The organism is Magnetococcales bacterium, from assembly GCA_015231925.1.
In the GTDB taxonomy this organism is placed as follows: Bacteria; Pseudomonadota; Magnetococcia; order Magnetococcales; family JADGAQ01; genus JADGAQ01.
Genome location: JADGAQ010000090.1, coordinates 1 through 16,314, shown reverse-complemented (window position 1 = coordinate 16,314; position 16,314 = coordinate 1). Strand labels below are relative to the sequence as shown.

17 protein-coding genes are annotated in these 16,314 nt (G+C 63.3%); 7 read left to right on the top strand and 10 right to left on the bottom strand.

The window, feature by feature from the left end:
* Window positions 1-44: 44 nt before the first annotated feature.
* Window positions 45-1,169 (bottom strand): AI-2E family transporter, encoded by a 1,125-nt coding sequence (locus HQL56_11135; GenBank protein ID MBF0310069.1) that lies wholly within the window; start codon window positions 1,167-1,169, stop codon window positions 45-47.
* A 124-nt stretch (window positions 1,170-1,293) separates the two neighbouring features.
* Here HQL56_11135 and HQL56_11130 point away from each other — a divergent pair, with 124 nt between their 5' ends.
* A complete protein-coding gene (locus tag HQL56_11130) occupies window positions 1,294-1,812 on the top strand; it encodes a hypothetical protein (GenBank protein MBF0310068.1) in 519 nt (172 codons plus the stop codon).
* Between the two features lies 1 nt (window position 1,813).
* The gene (gene bioD, locus HQL56_11125) at window positions 1,814-2,398 is read left to right on the top strand and encodes a dethiobiotin synthase (protein MBF0310067.1); all 585 of its coding nucleotides are present in this window, start codon (window positions 1,814-1,816) and stop codon (window positions 2,396-2,398) included.
* Between the two features lie 125 nt (window positions 2,399-2,523).
* Here bioD and hemW read toward each other — a convergent pair whose 3' ends face one another.
* The 5 genes from hemW to HQL56_11100 form a co-directional block, all read right to left on the bottom strand.
* A complete protein-coding gene (gene hemW, locus HQL56_11120; protein ID MBF0310066.1) occupies window positions 2,524-3,648 on the bottom strand; it encodes a radical SAM family heme chaperone HemW in 1,125 nt (374 codons plus the stop codon).
* Window positions 3,649-4,135: 487 nt separating this feature from the next.
* Entirely contained in the window at window positions 4,136-4,861 is a 726-nt protein-coding gene (gene rph, locus HQL56_11115; GenBank protein ID MBF0310065.1) for a ribonuclease PH, read from the bottom strand.
* 11 nt (window positions 4,862-4,872) lie between these two features.
* Window positions 4,873-6,306 (bottom strand): (Fe-S)-binding protein, encoded by a 1,434-nt coding sequence (locus tag HQL56_11110; protein MBF0310064.1) that lies wholly within the window; start codon window positions 6,304-6,306, stop codon window positions 4,873-4,875.
* Window positions 6,307-6,437: 131 nt separating this feature from the next.
* A complete protein-coding gene (locus HQL56_11105) occupies window positions 6,438-7,136 on the bottom strand; it encodes a respiratory nitrate reductase subunit gamma (protein ID MBF0310063.1) in 699 nt (232 codons plus the stop codon).
* Between the two features lie 240 nt (window positions 7,137-7,376).
* Window positions 7,377-7,712, bottom strand: coding sequence for a TusE/DsrC/DsvC family sulfur relay protein (locus HQL56_11100; GenBank protein MBF0310062.1), 336 nt, complete (start codon window positions 7,710-7,712; stop codon window positions 7,377-7,379).
* Window positions 7,713-8,006: 294 nt separating this feature from the next.
* Here HQL56_11100 and HQL56_11095 point away from each other — a divergent pair, with 294 nt between their 5' ends.
* Entirely contained in the window at window positions 8,007-8,351 is a 345-nt protein-coding gene (locus tag HQL56_11095; GenBank protein ID MBF0310061.1) for a (2Fe-2S) ferredoxin domain-containing protein, read from the top strand.
* A 68-nt stretch (window positions 8,352-8,419) separates the two neighbouring features.
* On the opposite strand, the gene dapE is transcribed toward HQL56_11095, so the two are convergent.
* Genes dapE through HQL56_11075 form a run of 4 tightly spaced genes read right to left on the bottom strand, consistent with a single transcriptional unit; the run spans window position 8,420 to window position 12,641 of the window.
* Entirely contained in the window at window positions 8,420-9,571 is a 1,152-nt protein-coding gene (gene dapE, locus HQL56_11090; GenBank protein MBF0310060.1) for a succinyl-diaminopimelate desuccinylase, read from the bottom strand.
* 4 nt (window positions 9,572-9,575) lie between these two features.
* Complete coding sequence (gene dapD / locus HQL56_11085) at window positions 9,576-10,424, bottom strand: 2,3,4,5-tetrahydropyridine-2,6-dicarboxylate N-succinyltransferase (GenBank protein ID MBF0310059.1); 849 nt, start codon at window positions 10,422-10,424, stop codon at window positions 9,576-9,578.
* A gap of 23 nt (window positions 10,425-10,447) precedes the next feature.
* The gene (locus HQL56_11080) at window positions 10,448-11,659 is read right to left on the bottom strand and encodes a succinyldiaminopimelate transaminase (GenBank protein ID MBF0310058.1); all 1,212 of its coding nucleotides are present in this window, start codon (window positions 11,657-11,659) and stop codon (window positions 10,448-10,450) included.
* 13 nt (window positions 11,660-11,672) lie between these two features.
* Window positions 11,673-12,641 carry a succinylglutamate desuccinylase/aspartoacylase family protein gene (locus HQL56_11075; protein MBF0310057.1) on the bottom strand — a complete coding sequence of 323 codons (969 nt, stop codon included), beginning with the start codon at window positions 12,639-12,641 and terminating at the stop codon, window positions 11,673-11,675.
* Window positions 12,642-12,955: 314 nt separating this feature from the next.
* Here HQL56_11075 and HQL56_11070 point away from each other — a divergent pair, with 314 nt between their 5' ends.
* The 4 genes from HQL56_11070 to HQL56_11055 all read left to right on the top strand — a co-directional run bounded on the left by HQL56_11070 (window position 12,956) and on the right by HQL56_11055 (window position 16,212).
* Window positions 12,956-13,819 (top strand): D-alanyl-D-alanine carboxypeptidase family protein, encoded by an 864-nt coding sequence (locus tag HQL56_11070; protein MBF0310056.1) that lies wholly within the window; start codon window positions 12,956-12,958, stop codon window positions 13,817-13,819.
* Window positions 13,820-13,853: 34 nt separating this feature from the next.
* Window positions 13,854-14,405 carry a 2-amino-4-hydroxy-6-hydroxymethyldihydropteridine diphosphokinase gene (gene folK, locus HQL56_11065; GenBank protein MBF0310055.1) on the top strand — a complete coding sequence of 184 codons (552 nt, stop codon included), beginning with the start codon at window positions 13,854-13,856 and terminating at the stop codon, window positions 14,403-14,405.
* Between the two features lie 143 nt (window positions 14,406-14,548).
* Entirely contained in the window at window positions 14,549-15,355 is an 807-nt protein-coding gene (gene panB, locus HQL56_11060; GenBank protein MBF0310054.1) for a 3-methyl-2-oxobutanoate hydroxymethyltransferase, read from the top strand.
* 2 nt (window positions 15,356-15,357) lie between these two features.
* Window positions 15,358-16,212: a pantoate--beta-alanine ligase gene (locus HQL56_11055; protein ID MBF0310053.1), complete on the top strand. Its 855-nt coding sequence runs from the start codon at window positions 15,358-15,360 to the stop codon at window positions 16,210-16,212.
* Window positions 16,213-16,314: the final 102 nt, after the last annotated feature.

Here is a 16,314-nt window from a genome sequence, read left to right as displayed (position 1 = left end):
TCCTGATTATGTCAAATATGGACTGTCGGGAGCGGAAAGTCCAGTCAGGAGCGGTCCAACAGATGTCCATGCCGCAATTCGTAGAGGTCGAAGACGGAGATGGCCATGGCGGCGATCATGGGGCCGAAGAAGAGGCCGGTGATGCCGAAGGCGAGGACGCCGCCGAAGGTGGAGAGCATGGTGAGCAGGGTGTGTTCGAGGACGGCCAGGTCGCCGCCGGCGTTGGGCAGCAGGCGGCAGAGCCACTGGATGAGGAGAGGGCGCAGGATGTTGTCGATGGTGAAGCCGATGACCACCGCGCCCCAGACGGCGATGAAGAGGGCGGCCAGGGGATGACCGTTGAGGGCCAGGTAGAGGGCGGTGGGGCCCCAGACCAGGAAGGCGCCCACCACGGGAACGAAGGAAGAGACCGCCACCGCCACCCCCAGAAAGAACCAGGGCAGGTCGAGGAAGGCGGCGGCCAGGGCCAGGGCGGTGCCTTGCAGCAGGGCGATGCCGGTGGTGCTGAGGACCAGAACCGTGGCCAAGGCGCTGAAACGGTCGAAAATCAGGGTGTCGTATTCGTTCGGCAGGGGGGTCAGTACCTTGATGCGCTGCAGGATGGCCGGTCCGTCGCGGTAGAAGAAAAAAAGCGACAGGGCCATCAGGGCCAGGGAGGCGAGCAGGGCGATGCCGTTGTCGGTGATGCTGGTAAAAAGGGAGAGCAGCCATTGGGCGCCGTGTTCCCCGAGGGCGTTGCGATGCTGGCCGAGGGTTTCCAGCAGGCGGTTCTGCGCTTCACGGGGCAGGGGCAACACGGCCAGAACCTTGTGTCCCAGGGTGATTAGATGGTTGGCATCCCCCAGGGCGCCGATCCAGCCCTTGAACTGGCCGACGGCCCAGGCGGCCCACAGGCCGGCGGTCATCACCAGATAGCTCAACGGGGAGATGACCATGGCCAGAACGCCGAGGGTCATCAGCAGGGCGGCGTGCTGGGGACGATGCGGCAGCCAGCGGCAGAGGCGTTCGTAGAGAGGGTAGGTGGCGGAAGCGAGCAGCGCCCCCAGAAAGAGTCCGGGCAGAAAGGGACGGAACAGCCAGATCAGGGAGCCGGAGGCCAGAATCAGCAGCGCGAGGAGAAAACCCTCTTCGTAGGGGGGTGGGGAGGCGTCGGCGGGTTCCGGAGTCATGGCGGCCTCGTGGCAAGGCTGGATGGATCGTTTCAGTTTGTCGATATGGTATAGCATTTGCTGCGGAATCGGCAAATGGTCCCTCTGCGGGGCGTCCGTCTTCTTCGATGCAAGGAAATGAGCCATGGTTCGCGTTTTGGGTGGCGTTTTGTTGACGCTTTTTCTCTCCGGATCCTCCTGGGCGGGGACGGTGCAGCCGACGACGCTGGTTCATGAGCTGCAGGCCCAGCTTACCTCCATGGAGGAGGTTTATCAGGTTCAGGGGGTGCGCACCGAGAAGTTGAAGCTCTCCTCCACCGGACTGGAGAAGCGGCTGTCCGATGCCCGGCACACCCTGGATGTGCTGGAAACCCCCATGAAACAGACCCGGGATCGCTATCGTCAGGCCCAGGCCCACTCCCTGGAGTATCCGGATGTTTCCACGGAAAAGGAGCGTCAGGCCTATCTGGAGGCCAAGCGCAGCGTGGATGATCTGGCCAAGGGGCAGCGGGAGGAGGTGGCCAATCTGCAGCATGCCCTGGAGCAGGAGCAGGAGGCCTTGAAGGCGGCTTTCGGCGAGTTGGAGAAGGTGCGTCACGATCTGGAGGTCTTGGGCAACCGCTTGCGGGAGGCCAAGTTGATGATCCGGCTGGCACCGCGCTGAGATGGAGCGGCTTGCTTCCGGTTGTTTCGTCACGGGTACCGATACCGGCGTCGGCAAGAGTGTGGCCGCTGCCTGGTTGGTGAGGGAGCTGGACGGGGATTACTGGAAGCCGGTGCAGTGTGGCCTTGAGGATGGGGAAGGGGATGGGGAGCGGGTGGCCAGGCTGGCGGGAGTGGCAGGGGAGCGCATTCACCCGGAACGCTATCGCCTGAACTTGCCCCGTTCGCCCCACGAAGCGGCGGCGCGGGAGGGGATCACCATTCGGCTGAGTGATTTCGTACTGCCGCAGAGTGTGCGGCCTTTGGTGGTGGAAGGGGCGGGAGGGGTGCTGGTGCCGCTCAACGACCACGATTTCATGGTCGATCTGATGCGACATCTGGGGCTGCCGGTGGCCTTGGTGGCCCGCACGGCGTTGGGCACCATCAACCACACCCTGTTGAGCCTGGAGGCGTTGCGGCGGCGGGGGGTGGAGGTGGCGGGTGTGATCTTGAATGGCGATCCGGATGTTGACAACCGGGCGGCGATTTGTCGTTATGGGCAGGTGGAGGTGTTGGGGGAGATTCCGGTGTTGCCTTTTAATATTTAATCTTTTAAGTATCAAAAAAAGAAAATGTTCTATTCGTTGACTTTGTCTGTTTTTTTACAATAAAAAATAACGGAAAAGTCAAAGGATAGAACATTTTCTTTTTTTGATACTTAAAAGATTAAATATTAAAAGTCAAAAGATTGTAACAGCATAGTCATAACGGAATCGGCAACCAGAATCCCCTGCCGGGTCAACTGCCAGCGCGTCGGACGGATGCGCAACAACCCCGCCTCCTCCATCTCCTGCGCCACCTTCAACCGATCCACTCCCCCCAAGGCCCCGTAAAGAGAACGCCGCAGCCCCCGACGGGTACGCAATCCCATCAACAGACACTCCTGAGCCAACACCTCCGGCGCCACCACCTCTTCCGTCCAGCCCGGTCCCGTCCCCTCCAGATATCGGCTCACCTCCCGCACCCCCTCACTGCGGACCACCCGACCATCCGCCAGCGTCACCTTGCCGTGCGCCCCGCTGCCAATCCCCAGATAATCCCCGAACTCCCAGATCAACAGATTGTGGCGACAGCAACGCCCCGGCCTGGCCCAGTTGGAGATCTCGTAGTGGATATAACCCGCTTCGTCCAGCATCTCCCATAAAGCCTGCATCAATCGCAACTGCTGCCTCTCCCCCGGCATGACCCGCTGACCCCGCTGCCATTGCGCATGCCACGGCGTGCCCTCTTCCACCGACATCACATAAGCCGACAGATGCTCCGGTCGCCAGGCCAGCAGGCGACGCAACTCCTTTTTCCAGGAGTCGAGACGCTGTCCGGGGGTGGCCAGCATGACATCGAGGTTGAGGTTGTCGAATCCCGCTTCCCTGGCGGCGACAATGGCCTCCTCCGCCTTGTGCGCATCGTGCAGTCGCCCCAGTTGCCGCAGCCGGGCCTCGTTCAAAGCCTGAACCCCCAGACTCAACCGGTTGATGCCCGCCGCCCGCCAGCCATGCAACGCTTCTGCGCTGACCGAGTCGGGGTTGGCCTCCAGAGTGATTTCACAGGTCTGCTGCACCCGCCACAAAGCGCGAACGCTCTCCAACAGATGGGAGACCAACTCGGGTTCCAGCAGGGAGGGGGTGCCGCCACCGAAGAAAATCGAGGTGACAGGCCGCGATGCGGTGCGCACTTGCCAGCGGTACAAATCCCGAATCAGCGCCTCGACATATTCTTTTGTGGGCGGACGGGGGCTGGCCAGGGAGTGAAAGTCGCAATAGGGGCACTTGCGACGGCAGAAGGGGATATGAAAATACAAAGAAATAGGTGTTATAATTGTCTGCAAAGCGGGTCAGGCTTTCAGCCGGGTAACGATATCAGGTATACGGGGGTTCGGGGGGGATTATCCCCCCCGACGGGTCCAGGGCAGCGCCCTGGGACTTTTCCTTTTGCTTTTGATTCAGTACCTGTTCAGAAATACGGGGGTTCGGGGGGGATTATCCCCCCCGACGGGTCCAGGGCAGCGCCCTGGGACTTTTCCTCATGCCGTTGACGTCCAACTCCCTGGGGTCCAGGGGGCACCCCTGGGACTCTTCCTTTTGCCGTTGCCACAATCACGTTGCGCTAATACGGGGGTTCGGGGGGGATTATCCCCCCCGACGGGTCCAGGGCAGCGCCCTGGGACTTTTCCTCATGCCGTTGACGTCCCACCCCCTGGGGTCCAGGGGGCACCCCTGGGACTTTTCCTTATGCCGTTGACACGATCACGTTGCACGGTGCAGGGGCTTGAATCGTTACTCAGCCGGTCAGGGGGCCAGCTCACCCAGAATCGTCCGTTGCTGGGCGATCAGTTGGGCAATGCCCTGCTCACCCAGGACGGCCAGGGCTTCGAACTCCGCACGGGAGAAGGGATGCCGCTCGGCGGTGCCCTGGATCTCCACGAAACGACCGGCGCCGGTCATGACGAAGTTCATGTCCGTTTCGCAGATCGAATCCTCGGCATACTCCAGATCCAGCAGCGGCACGCCCTCCAGCAGGCCGCAACTGATGGCGGCCACGCAATCGCGGATAGGGGAGGCGGTCAGCAAACCCTTCTCCACCAGACGACCGCAGGCCTCGGCCAGGGCCACGAAGCCCCCGGTGATGGCGGCGGTGCGGGTGCCCCCATCGGCCTGGATCACGTCGCAGTCGATCCATACCGTGCGTTTGCCCAGGGCCTGCATATCCACCACCGAACGCAGGGAGCGCCCGATGAGGCGTTGAATCTCCAGGGTGCGTCCGCCCTGTTTGCCCTGGGCGGCCTCCCGGGAGGTGCGCTCGTGGGTGGCGCGGGGCAACATGCCGTATTCGGCGCTGATCCAGCCCCGATCCTCCCCGCGCAGCCAGCGGGGCTGCCCCTCTTCCACGGAGGCGGTGCAGATCACCCGGGTTTCCCCGAAAGCGATCAGGCAGGAGCCTTCCGCGTGGGGCATGAAACCCCGTTGCATCACCACGTCGCGCATCTGCTCCGGCAGACGCCCACTGACACGCATATCGGACACGATCAGACGATGCCTTTCTTGGCTCCCAGAACGATGGCGTTGCTCACCAGTTGATGCACGCCTCCCACGGTTTCCATGGGGATCTTGTACATGGGCAGCACTTTGGTGAACTGGGCCTTGCAGATGGCGCAGATAAGTGCCAGGAAGTTGACGCCATCCTTTTTCATCACCTGCTTCAGGGCCGTGACCCGGGGCAGCACCCCCTTGATGCGCAGATCCATCAACTCGTCGGTGAGTAAGCCGCCACCACCGCCGCAGCAGAAGGTCTTTTCGCGGATGGTCTCTTCATCCATCTCCACGAAGCGGTTGCAGGAGGCCTTGATCAGTTCACGGGGAATCTCGAACTGGCCGCCGGGGTTGGGCCCCATGCGGGAGGCGCGGGCCACGTTGCAGGAGTCGTGGAAGGTGACCACGTAAGGATCGTTGGCCTCTTTGTCGAGGGTGAGGGCGCCGCGTTGCAGCAGGTCGTGGGTGAATTCGCAGATGTGCTGCGGCGCCGGATAACGGGGGTCGAGGAAGTCGAAGGGGCCGTTCAGGGTGTTCCAAAAGCTGTAGGCCACCCGCCAGGCATGTCCGCACTCGCCGACCACGATGCGTTTGACCTTCAGTTCGCGGGCCTTGTCGGCGATGCGTTTGGCGATCTTGCGCTTGTGGTCGTAGCTGCCGATGAACATGCCGAAGTTGGCCGCTTCGGAGGCGAACGAACTGATGGTGAAGCTGATGCCCGCCTGATGGAAGACCTTGGCGTAGCCGATGAGGGACTGGATATGGGGCTCGCTGAAGAAGTCGGCGGAGGGCGGCACCAGCATGACTTCGGCGCCGGGCTCGTCCAGGGGCAGACGTACCTCGTGGCCGGTGTTGTCGAGGATGTCGTCCTCCAGGAACTGCAGGGTGCTTTTCAGCGCCGGAGCGGGAATGCCCAGGTTGTTGCCCAGGGTATGCACCTTGCCGATGATCTCGGTGGAGTATTTATGCCCCACTCCGATGGAATCCATGATCTCCCGCGCCGCCATGGTGACTTCGGCGGTATCGATGCCGTAGGGGCAGAAGACGGAACAGCGGCGGCACTGGGAACACTGATGGAAGTAGGTGACCCACTCCTGCAGCACCTTTTCGTCGAACTCCTCGGCCTTGACCACGCCCGGCAGTATCTTGCCGGCGGGGGTGAAGTAGCGGCGATAGACCTTGCGCATCAGTTCGGCGCGCTGCACCGGCATGTTGTTGGGGTCGCCGGTGCCGATGTAGTAGTGGCACTTGTCGGTGCAGGAGCCGCACTTGACGCAGATATCCATGAAGACCTGCAGGGAGCGATACTTCTTCAGCATCTCTCCCATCTTTTCGACACCCTTCTCCTGCCAGTTTTCCACACGCGCCGGGGGGAAGCCCATGGGCGTCATGTGTTTTTCGGCGGCGGGATAGGGTTTCATCCCCGCCATGGAGCCGGGTTGCAGGGCGGGGATCTCGATATCGTCCAAAACGGGCGGAGTCGTGTAGTCGGCCACGGCCAAACTCCTCGATCATGCGGTGGTGCGGTGTCGCAGGGTGAGTCAAACAGCCCGGAGGCGGATCAGTTCCCGGCCCAGGGGTTGACGTGTCTCTCTTCCCGGGGGTTGTCCACCTGGTTGCGGGTGGGGCTGAAGAAGATGCCGCCCAGGTGCATCAGCTTGCTGAAGGGGAAAATGGCCAACAGCAGCAGCACCAGCAGGAAGTGCAGCACGAACAGGGCATCTTCCGGGGTCTTGAAGCCCTGGAAGGTGATCCAGCCGGTCATGGCCTCCTTGATGGAGACGATATCCGGACGCACGCAGAAGGTCATGAGCAGGCCGCTGCCGCCGATGGCCAGCAGCAGCAGCAACATGCCGTAGTCGGCCAGGGAGGAGATGTGGCGCGTGCGGGGCACATACCAGCGGCGCACCAGCAGGAAACCCAGGGCGCCGACCATGATCAGGCCTGCCAGAATGCCGAAAATCTGCATATGGCTGAAGACTTCGGGCACCGGCACGAAATAGCGCAGATGGCGCAACGCCACCAGCAGCAGGGCCGCGTGGAAGGCGTAGCCGCCGACCCAGGTCCATTTGTTGCCTTTGAACAGGCTGTTGAAGAAGGCCACTTCGGTGAAGAGCCGCCAGGCCACGCCCGATTTGGACACCGGAGCGGGGGTCGTGGGGATCTTCAGGGGGGCCGGGGCCAGCCAGTAGGTCCAGAGGCGCCAGCCGAAGCCGACGACGAAGGTGACGAGGGCGATGTAGGCAATGAGCATCAACATCCGGCCAACCTCACGCGGAGCGCAACGGGAAGAGGGGAGCTGGGCGAAGGAGGGAATCGGGCGGGTGCAAGGCACACCCCACCCTTGGAGCGGATTCCGTTCCGCACCAGCCGGTCACATCCGCGACCCGGTGTCACCCGGAGAGGCAACCATCGCGGGCGATGGAAGGGGTACTCCGGCGTCGCGAAACCCGGTGATGGGCGGACCGGACGGTGCCGGTCCGCCATCCCGAAAATGATCTTACACGCAACCGGTCGGCTTGGGCAGACCGGCGATCTTGCAGGCCTGCTTGGCGGGCCCGCCCGGATAGAGGTCGTACAGGTACTTGGTATTGCCCTTTTCCTTGCCGAGCTTTTTGCCGATGGCCTTGGTCAGGATGCGGATCATGGGGGCGATCTTGTATTCGTCGTAGTATTCACGCAGGAAGGTGACCACTTCCCAATGGGATTCGGACATGTCGACGCCCTCTTCCTTGGCGAGATACTGCGCGACTTCCTCGCTCCAGTCCCCGAGGTTCACCAGATATCCGTCTTCGTCCGTCTCGTAGGTCCGTCCACTCAGTTCGAAACTCGGCATGGTTCAACTCCTGAAAGTACGTGCTTGACATGGGGCTGGAGTACCCCGGAACGATGTTTTCCGCAACAACGGCCCGGCGATGTGGCGAACCGGATCGCCCGAGCGTGTGATCTCGTCATCTCCGAAACGCGAGAGGCACCATATCATGATATCCTAATGTTCTGCAAGGCCTTCATCCGCATCGTGAAGAGAGGGGCGATCGGGCCCGATCGGGAGAGAAAATTTACACCTCCAAGTTGACATGCGGGTCCGCCCTGGCCACAATTCAGGCCTTCCACTGTGGCAATCGCTGCCATGAATGGTTACATATCAGGAGGATACGCTGTGAAGCCGAAGCAACATGTCTTTGTCTGCATGAACCGTCGCCCCGAGGGGCATCCCAAGGGATCCTGCCAGAGCGCGGGCGCCGAAGGGGTATTGATGGCCTTTGCCGGTGAAATGGAAAAGCGCGGTCTGTTCGGTCAGATGCAGGTGACCGGCACCTTCTGCATGGGACCGTGCGACCAGGGGCCCACGGTGGTGGTCTATCCGGAGGGGGTCTGGTATGGCCGGGTGCAGGCCGGGGATGTTTCCGAAATCGTGGAGCGGCACCTGCTGAATGGCCAGCCGGTGGAGCGTCTGCGCATCATGGAAGGCTGATTGCGGTTTGTTTCAGGGCAGGACGGGGTCCGGGGGGATCATCCCTCCCGGGCCCCCGTGGCGAGCTTTCAACCTTCCGGGAAGAGCCTTGACAGCAACCGCTGATAGATCTCGGTCAGAATGGCCAGATCCGCCACCGGACAGTGTTCGTCGGTGCGGTGGATGGTGGTGCCCAGCAGACCGAAATCGAGGGTCTGGGGACAGACCTGGGCGATGAAGCGGGCATCGGAGGTTCCGCCGCTGGTGGAGGGGATGGGGGTGATATCCGTCACCTCCCGGATCGCCCGGCTCAGGGTGTGCAGCAACGGGCCCTCGGCGCACTGGAAGGGCAGTCCGCTGATCCGGGTGGTGAGCGTGGCCCGCAGGCCCGTCTGGCGACCCTCGTCCAGCAGCGACTGGATGCGTTGCGTCAGGGTTTCGGGGGTGTGGAGGATGTTGAAGCGGATGTTGAATCCCGCCTCCAGCAGTCCCGGCACCACGTTGTTGACCCGGGGGTTGCCCGCCTGGATGGCGTAGAATTGCAGACTGCTGGGTTCGAAGGCTTCGGTGCCTTCGTCGAGTTGCAGGGCGGTGATTTTGGCCAGCAGGGGCATGGCGCGATGGATGGGGTTGTCCACCCGGGCGGGATAGGCGATATGGCCCTGGGTGCCCTGGATGGTCAGAGTGCCGCTGAAGGAGCCCCGGCGGCCGTTCTTGATGCAGTCGCCCACCCGAACCGTATTGGTGGGCTCGCCCACCAGACAGAAGTCGGGGATTTCGTTCTTCTCCCGCATCCAGTCCAGCACCCGTGCGGTGCCGTTGACCGCTTCCCCCTCCTCGTCCCCGGTGATGAGAAAGGAGAGGCTGCCCTGTTGGGCAAAGCGGTTGCGCTGGCTCAGAAAACGGGATACCGCCGCGACCCAGGCGGCGATGCCGCCCTTCATGTCGCAAACGCCGCGTCCGTAAAGCAGTCCGTTGCGCACCGCGCCTTCGAAGGGGGGCACGCTCCAGGGGGTGACCCCCGGCGGGACCACGTCGGTGTGTCCCGCGAAGCAGAGATGGGGGCGGCCCGTGCCCAGGCGGGCGTAGAAGTTGGCCACGTTTTCGAAGGGCAGCCGGTGGATGGTGAAACCCAGGGTTTCCAGAAGGGCGATCAGCCGTTCCTGACAGGGACCGTTGTCGGGGGTCAACGAGGGAAAGGAGACCAGTTCCCGGGTCAGGGAGAGCGGATCGACGATCATGGGCTCAATCCCGCAGCAGGTCGTTGATGGCGGTTTTGGCGCGGGTTTTGGCGTCCACCTGCTTGACGATCACCGCGCAGTAGAGACCGGGGCCGGGGGAGCCGTCCGGCAGGGGTTTGCCGGGCATGGTGCCGGAGACCACCACCGAGTAGGGGGGCACGTAGCCCATGTGGATTTCGCCGCTGGCCCGGTCCACGATGCGGGTGGAGGCTCCCAGATAGACCCCCATGGAGAGGACCGAGCCCTCGCCGACGATGACCCCTTCCGCCACTTCCGCCCGGGCCCCGATGAAGCAGTTGTCCTCGATGATCACCGGATTGGCCTGCAGGGGTTCCAGCACCCCGCCGATGCCGGCCCCGCCGGAGAGATGCACGTTCTTGCCGATCTGGGCGCAGGAGCCCACCGTGGCCCAGGTGTCCACCATGGTGCCGGAATCGACGTAGGCCCCGATGTTGAGGAAACAGGGCATCAGCACTGCGTTGGGGGCGATGAAGCTCCCCTTGCGGGCGAAGGCCGGCGGCACCATGCGAAAGCCGGCCCGGCGGAAACGCTCCGCATCCCAGCCTTCGCACTTGGGGGCCACCTTGTCGTACCATTGCACCTCGTTGCTGCCCAGGGGACGGTTCTCCTGAATGCGGAAGGAGAGCAGCACCGCCTTTTTCACCCACTGGTTGACCACCCAGCCGCGCACGGCTTCGGCATGATCCGGTCTCTTTTCCGCAACCCGCAGGGTTCCGGCGTCCAGGGCTTCGATGGTGGCCAGAATGGCCTCGCGGGCCTCGCCCCGGCTCTCCGGCGTCAGGGATTGGCGGGTTTCCCAGGCGGCTTCGATGACATGTTGCAGGTTGTTCATGGCTTCTCCAGGGGGACGGTGGTTCAGATCATTTCCGCGGCACAGCGGGCAATGCGATACATGCCTTCGCGATTCTCCTCCAGGGAGGAGACCATGGCCACCCGCACGAAGGGATCGCCCGGATTGCGTCCCGGACGGGAGGGATCGACGGAAGGCCGGCCCATGTAGCCGCCGGGCAGAACGGTGACATGGTAGCGTTCGAAGAGCCGCCGGGCAAAGGCTTCCCCGCCTTGCGGCACGGCCAGCCACAGGTAGAAACCGGCCTGGGGCGGGGTGACGGGCAACCGGGGTTGCAGAATCTCCAGGGCATCCGCCAGTTTGCGACGGTAGAGGCGGCGATTCTCCTCCACATGGGTTTCGTCCTGCCAGGCCAGGATGGCGGTGCTTTGCACGAACGGCGGCGTGGCGCAGCCGGTGTAGGTGCGCAACTGGAGATAGCGGGCCAGCAGAGCGGCGTCCCCGGCCACGAAACCGCTGCGGGCTCCGGGCATGTTGGAGCGTTTGGAGAGGGAGTGAAAGGCCAGACAGCGGTCGTAGCTCTCCAGTCCCATCTCCTTTGCCGCCTGAAGAATACCCGGAGGCGGATTTTCGTACCAGATTTCGGAATAGCACTCGTCGCTGGCGATGACGAAATCGTGGCGATGCGCCAGCCGGATCAGCTCCTTGAGTCGTTCCAGGGGTTCCACCGCGCCGGTGGGATTGGCGGGGGTGCAGAGATAGAGCAGTTGCACCCGGTCCAGCACGGCGGGCGGCAGGGAGGCGATATCGGGCAGAAAGCCGTTTTCCGGCAGACAGTCCAGGGGCAGCAGTTCGGCGCCTGCGGTGATGGCGGCCCCTTCGTAGATCTGGTAGAAGGGGTTCGGGGCCAGGATCAGCGGAGGCTCTCCGTGGGGATGGCGTTCGATGACGGCGTGGGCGATGGAGAAGAGGGCCTCCCGGGTGCCGTTGACCGGCAGCAGTTGGGTTTCGCCGTCGAGCCGGGTCAATCCGAAGCGTTTGCGGGTCCAGTCGGCGCAGGCCTGGCGCAGGGAGGCCACGCCCCGGGTGGTGGGATAGCGGGAGATGCCGTCCAGTGCCTGGCTCATGGCTTCCCGGATGAAGGGGGCCACGGGGTGACGCGGCTCACCGATCGACAGATCGACCGGCGGCAGTCCGGCAGGAGGGGAGAGCGGCTTGAGCAGGGCCGAGAGCTTTTCGAAGGGATAGGGCTGCAGACGGGTCAGTTCAGGATTCATGCACGCTCAAGCCTTATTCGGGTTTTTGGGAGATTTCCACGTCCAGCATGTCCTGGAAGGGTACGGGACGCGGGGCCACCTGGGGTCGGGGCGGCGGTTGATAGGGTTTCTGGGCCGGGGGCCAGGGTTCCGGGGTACTCTCCCGAGCCAGCAGGGGGCCGGGTTCCCGATCCCGGATGTTGTCCCGCACCCAGCGCACCAGATCCGTCCAGATTTTGCGCACCTCCTGCTCCGGCGGCATGATGCCCGCGTGGGTCAGTTCGATGGTGATGATGGGAATGCGTTTTTCCAACCCGGCATAACGGCCCAGCGAACCCGGATAGGTGCCCAGCAGCGACAGATAGAGGGGGCCCAGCCGTTCCGGGGGCAGGGGCGGCCCGCCGTCGAAGTCGAGCAGATTGAAGGGGGCATGCACCGCGACGATGACGTTGGGACGGAACTGATCGATCTCCCGGGCGATCCATTGGGCCTCCGGTTCGCTCAAGGCCTTTTCGCCCGGATAGCGACGGGGATCCTTGCCGGTGCGTCTGACCCAGTAATCCGTACTCTCTTTTTGCCAGTTGCTGGTGGGAAAGTTGCGGTTGAGATCGATGCCGCGATGGTTGGTGCGTTGGGATTTGGCCTGCAGCAGCCCGTCGGGGTTGACCAGGGGCAGCACCCGCCAGTGGAAAAGCCCGGTATGGAACTGCTCCAGCACCTGCATCCATTTGAAGACGATGCTGACGGAGGAGTATTCATCCCCGTGGATGCCGCCCAATACCAGGACACGGGCCTGGGGTGTGCGTTCGGCGGCCGGGGGGAAATCCCGTACCGGCAGGGGCAGACCCCGCACCGAAACGCCACCGGAAGGGATCAGGCGGCGGGCCAGACACTCGCTTTCGCTGACGCTGCTCAATTTTTTGCCCAGGGTGCGGCACCACTCCGTCACGATGGCGGTGTCATGGGCCGTCGGGGCAGCGGTCGTGACCGGGGGGGCGAACATCAGGATGAGCGCCGCGATCCATCCGGGCAAGGAGCCCGCCGTGGTGAAAGGGGAGTGTTTCCGCATCGTCGTTCCATGATTCGGTTGGCATCTCGTCCGTTGATGATGCTTCCAGTGTTTGTACGTGAGCTTTGCGTCGGCGTCAAAGCGGAAAATGGCCCGACGCTTCGCGAGAGTCGCTTTCCTGACGCTCGCGGCGTTGTGAGGGGGCTGCGCAGCCTGTACAATCCCCTCATGCGGGCTGGCACTCTCCTTGCGTCACTCCGGGCGTCGGTCATGATGCTTGCGTGGAGGGGATACGGGTGGGTGAGGGTATGGAGAGGCGCACGATCCTGAAGTCCATGATAGCGGGAGCCGGTTTGGCGATCTCGCCGCTATCGTCCGCCCTGTCCGCCGTCAAGACGAAAAGTCCCCGTCGCGAGGCGAATTCGGGACTGGACGACGCCTACCTGCAGGATTATCTGGAAAAAATTCGCAACTTCGACAAACCCCACCACAACGACCTGTTCCTCGACCAGCAGAATTTCCGGGTTCTCAAAAGCACCGTGGAGCGCTTTCAGCGCCTGCAGCTGGTGGTGGGACACGGCAACTTCAGCCTGATGAGTTTCGACGAAGCCCTGAAGACAGCCCGCAACAACCTGCGCGTGGGGGATTTCAGCGCCGAGGAGATCACCTTTCTGGAGCGGGTTTTCTATTCGACCGCCTCCGATTACGGATTTCTGGGACAGAAACCCTTCAACAAGCTGACTGAGCGCATTCCGACCAAGGAAGTGGTCAAGGTGCCGCAGAGCGGCAATTTCCTGTACCAGGGCGAGCCCCGCTCCCTGTTTCTCAAGATCCGCGCGGATCTGGGGGACAATGTGGTGCTGACATCGGGCATTCGCAGCGTGGTCAAACAGTTTCTGCTCTTTCTCGACAAGGCCTATCAGAGCAACGGCAATCTCTCCATGGCTTCCCGTTCCCTGGCGCCGCCCGGCTACTCCTATCACGGGGTGGGGGATTTCGACGTGGGGCAGGCCGATTTCGGCCACTTCAATTTCACCGAACGGTTCGTCACCACCGAGGTTTTCCAGCGTCTGCGGGAGGAGGGCTATCTGACCCTGCGCTATCCACGGGACAACATGCTGGGGGTGCGCTTCGAACCGTGGCACATCCGGGTGGGCGAACTGCGTGTCTGAAGGCGGGGCCCTCGTGCCCTGGACCGAGGTCTATATCGGCCTGGGTTCCAATCGGGGCGATGCCGTGGCCCACTGTCGGCGGGGCTGCGCCGCTCTGGCGGAGAGCGCGGGCGTTCGCGGACTGGAGTGTTCCCCGTTCTATCGCAGCCAGCCCTGGGGTGAGGCGGCGCAACCGCCCTTCGTCAACGCGGTGCTGCGACTCTCCACCAGCCTGGAGCCCCTGGCCCTGCTGTTGCGCCTCTGGCAGGTGGAGCGTCGGGAGGGGCGTCGTCGCGAAGTCGAGCGGCGCTGGGGACCGCGCAGCCTCGATCTGGATCTGCTCTTCTTCGGAAACCGCATTCTGTCCCTGCCCGGACTGAGCGTCCCCCACCCCCGGCTGCACCTGCGCCGCTTCGTGCTGCGCCCCCTGGCCGACCTTTCCCCCGGTCTGATTCATCCCCTCTTCGGCAAAACCGTTGACAGTCTTCTTGCCGCAGTCGATGATCTGGGCTGGGTGGAGCCGTTGTCTTCGGTTCCGCATTGGAGATCGTCTCCGGGAGATGGCGTCGACTGCCCGCAAGGTGGCGGCGACCGTCGGAGGGATTGATCTCACGGATCTTTTCGGGGAGAGCCTGCCTGGAGCGCCTCACGGGTGCCCGGGACGCATGCCATGATGCCACTACGGACCGTAACAGTATCGGAAGCTCCAACCCGAGTCGGTGGGAGCTTTTTTGTTTTCCCGGGGTCGTCATGTCCCGTCTGACGGTGCCCTGCCTCGGGGAGAGCAAGCGCCAGGGGCGGCGCATCGTTTCGGTGACGGCCTACGACAGCACCTTCGCCGCGCTGCTGGATCGGGCGGGGGTGGAGCTGTTGCTGGTGGGGGATTCCCTGGGTATGGTGATCCAGGGGCAGGAGACCACCCTGCCGGTGACCCTCGACGAGATGATCTACCATACCCGTGCGGTGATGCGGGGATCGCAACGCGCCCTGGTGGTTTGCGACCTGCCCTTCGGCAGTTTCCAGTCGGGTCCGCAGGAGGCCCTGGCCAGCGCCGTGCGGGTCTTCAAGGAGAGCGGCTGCCAGGCGGTGAAGCTGGAGGGCGGCGTGCGCATGGCCGACAGCATCGCCCTGCTGGTGGAACACGGTCTGCCGGTGATCGGGCATGTGGGCCTGACTCCCCAGTCGGTGCATGCCATGGGGGGATTCAAGATCCAGGGGCGCGGGGAAACCGCCGCCGAACGGGTGCTGGCGGATGCCCGCGCCGTGGCGGAGGCCGGGGCCTGCGCCATCGTTCTGGAGGGCATGCCGGCGCCTCTGGCCCGGCGCATCACCGAAAGCATCCCCATCCCCACCATCGGCATCGGCGCCGGCGCCGGTTGCGACGGGCAGGTGCTGGTGCTTTACGATCTGTTGGGACTCTTCGAAGGCATGAATACACCCCGTTTCGTCAAACAGTATCTGGACGGATCGACTCTGGTGCGCCGGGCGGTGGAGGAGTATGCCCGCGAGGTGCGCGAAGGGCTCTTTCCGGGGCCGGAACACGCTTTTCAGGAGTGATCATGCGGGAATGCGCCACACGCGCCGCACTCGACGCGGCTTTGGAGCCCCGGCGTCGCGCGGGGAAACGCATCGGCTTCGTGCCCACCATGGGGGCGCTGCACGAGGGGCATCTGACCCTGGTGCGACAGGCCAGGGCGAACTGTGACCTGGTGGTGGCCTCCATCTTCGTCAATCCGACCCAGTTCGGACCGGGCGAGGATTTCAATCGCTATCCCCGGGAGGAGGAGGCGGATCGCCGCCTGCTGGAAAGCGCCGGTTGCGACCTGCTCTTCCTGCCCTCGGTGGAAGAGATCTATCCCTCGGGGCAGCAGACCCGGGTGGAGGTGGAACCCCTGGGCAGTGAGTTGTGCGGGGCGTTTCGCCCCGGTCATTTCCGGGGGGTGGCCACGGTGGTGGCCATTTTGTTGCATCAGGTGGCTCCGCAGCTCCTGTTCCTGGGGCTGAAGGACCGGCAGCAGTTCATTCTGCTGCGGCGCATGGTGCGGGATCTCTCCATGCCGGTGGAGGTGCGGGGGGTGGCCACGGTGCGGGAGGCGGACGGACTGGCCATGTCCAGTCGCAACCGCTATCTCGATGCGCGCGCCAGGCATCAGGCCACCGGATTGTACCGGGCCTTGCAGTCCGCCTCCTCTTCCTGGCGGGCCGGTGTGCGCGACGTGGCTTTCCTGGAGGCGGTGGGGCGCGAGATCCTTCACGATGCGGGTATCGAGCGCATCGATTACGTGGCGGTGCGCGATGTGGAACATCTCGCTCCCCTGCAGGGGAGCGAGGAGGATGGGCTGATGCTGATCGCAGCCCATGTGGGGCAGGCACGATTGATCGATAACATGCGGTTGTCCGGTGTGGCGGAATAGCTGTTTTGTTACGAGAGGGCGTTGCAAAACTCCCGCTGTCAAGCGGGAATATATTTTAAATTTTTTGACTTTCAATATTTTATCTTTTAAGTATCAAAAAAA

Bases quoted from the DNA above. Each gene is read 5' to 3' on its own strand.
- HQL56_11135 (MBF0310069.1), bottom strand. From the start codon at position 1,169: ATGACTCCGGAACCCGCCGACGCCTCCCCACCCCCCTACGAAGAGGGT.
- HQL56_11130 (MBF0310068.1), top strand. From the start codon at position 1,294: ATGGTTCGCGTTTTGGGTGGCGTTTTGTTGACGCTTTTTCTCTCCGGA.
- bioD (MBF0310067.1), top strand. From the start codon at position 1,814: ATGGAGCGGCTTGCTTCCGGTTGTTTCGTCACGGGTACCGATACCGGC.
- rph (MBF0310065.1), bottom strand. From the start codon at position 4,861: ATGCGTGTCAGTGGGCGTCTGCCGGAGCAGATGCGCGACGTGGTGATG.
- HQL56_11110 (MBF0310064.1), bottom strand. From the start codon at position 6,306: ATGGCGGGGATGAAACCCTATCCCGCCGCCGAAAAACACATGACGCCC.
- HQL56_11105 (MBF0310063.1), bottom strand. From the start codon at position 7,136: ATGTTGATGCTCATTGCCTACATCGCCCTCGTCACCTTCGTCGTCGGC.
- HQL56_11100 (MBF0310062.1), bottom strand. From the start codon at position 7,712: ATGCCGAGTTTCGAACTGAGTGGACGGACCTACGAGACGGACGAAGAC.
- HQL56_11095 (MBF0310061.1), top strand. From the start codon at position 8,007: ATGAATGGTTACATATCAGGAGGATACGCTGTGAAGCCGAAGCAACAT.
- dapE (MBF0310060.1), bottom strand. From the start codon at position 9,571: ATGATCGTCGATCCGCTCTCCCTGACCCGGGAACTGGTCTCCTTTCCC.
- dapD (MBF0310059.1), bottom strand. From the start codon at position 10,424: ATGAACAACCTGCAACATGTCATCGAAGCCGCCTGGGAAACCCGCCAA.
- HQL56_11080 (MBF0310058.1), bottom strand. From the start codon at position 11,659: ATGAATCCTGAACTGACCCGTCTGCAGCCCTATCCCTTCGAAAAGCTC.
- HQL56_11075 (MBF0310057.1), bottom strand. From the start codon at position 12,641: ATGTTCGCCCCCCCGGTCACGACCGCTGCCCCGACGGCCCATGACACC.
- HQL56_11070 (MBF0310056.1), top strand. From the start codon at position 12,956: ATGGAGAGGCGCACGATCCTGAAGTCCATGATAGCGGGAGCCGGTTTG.
- panB (MBF0310054.1), top strand. From the start codon at position 14,549: ATGTCCCGTCTGACGGTGCCCTGCCTCGGGGAGAGCAAGCGCCAGGGG.
- HQL56_11055 (MBF0310053.1), top strand. From the start codon at position 15,358: ATGCGGGAATGCGCCACACGCGCCGCACTCGACGCGGCTTTGGAGCCC.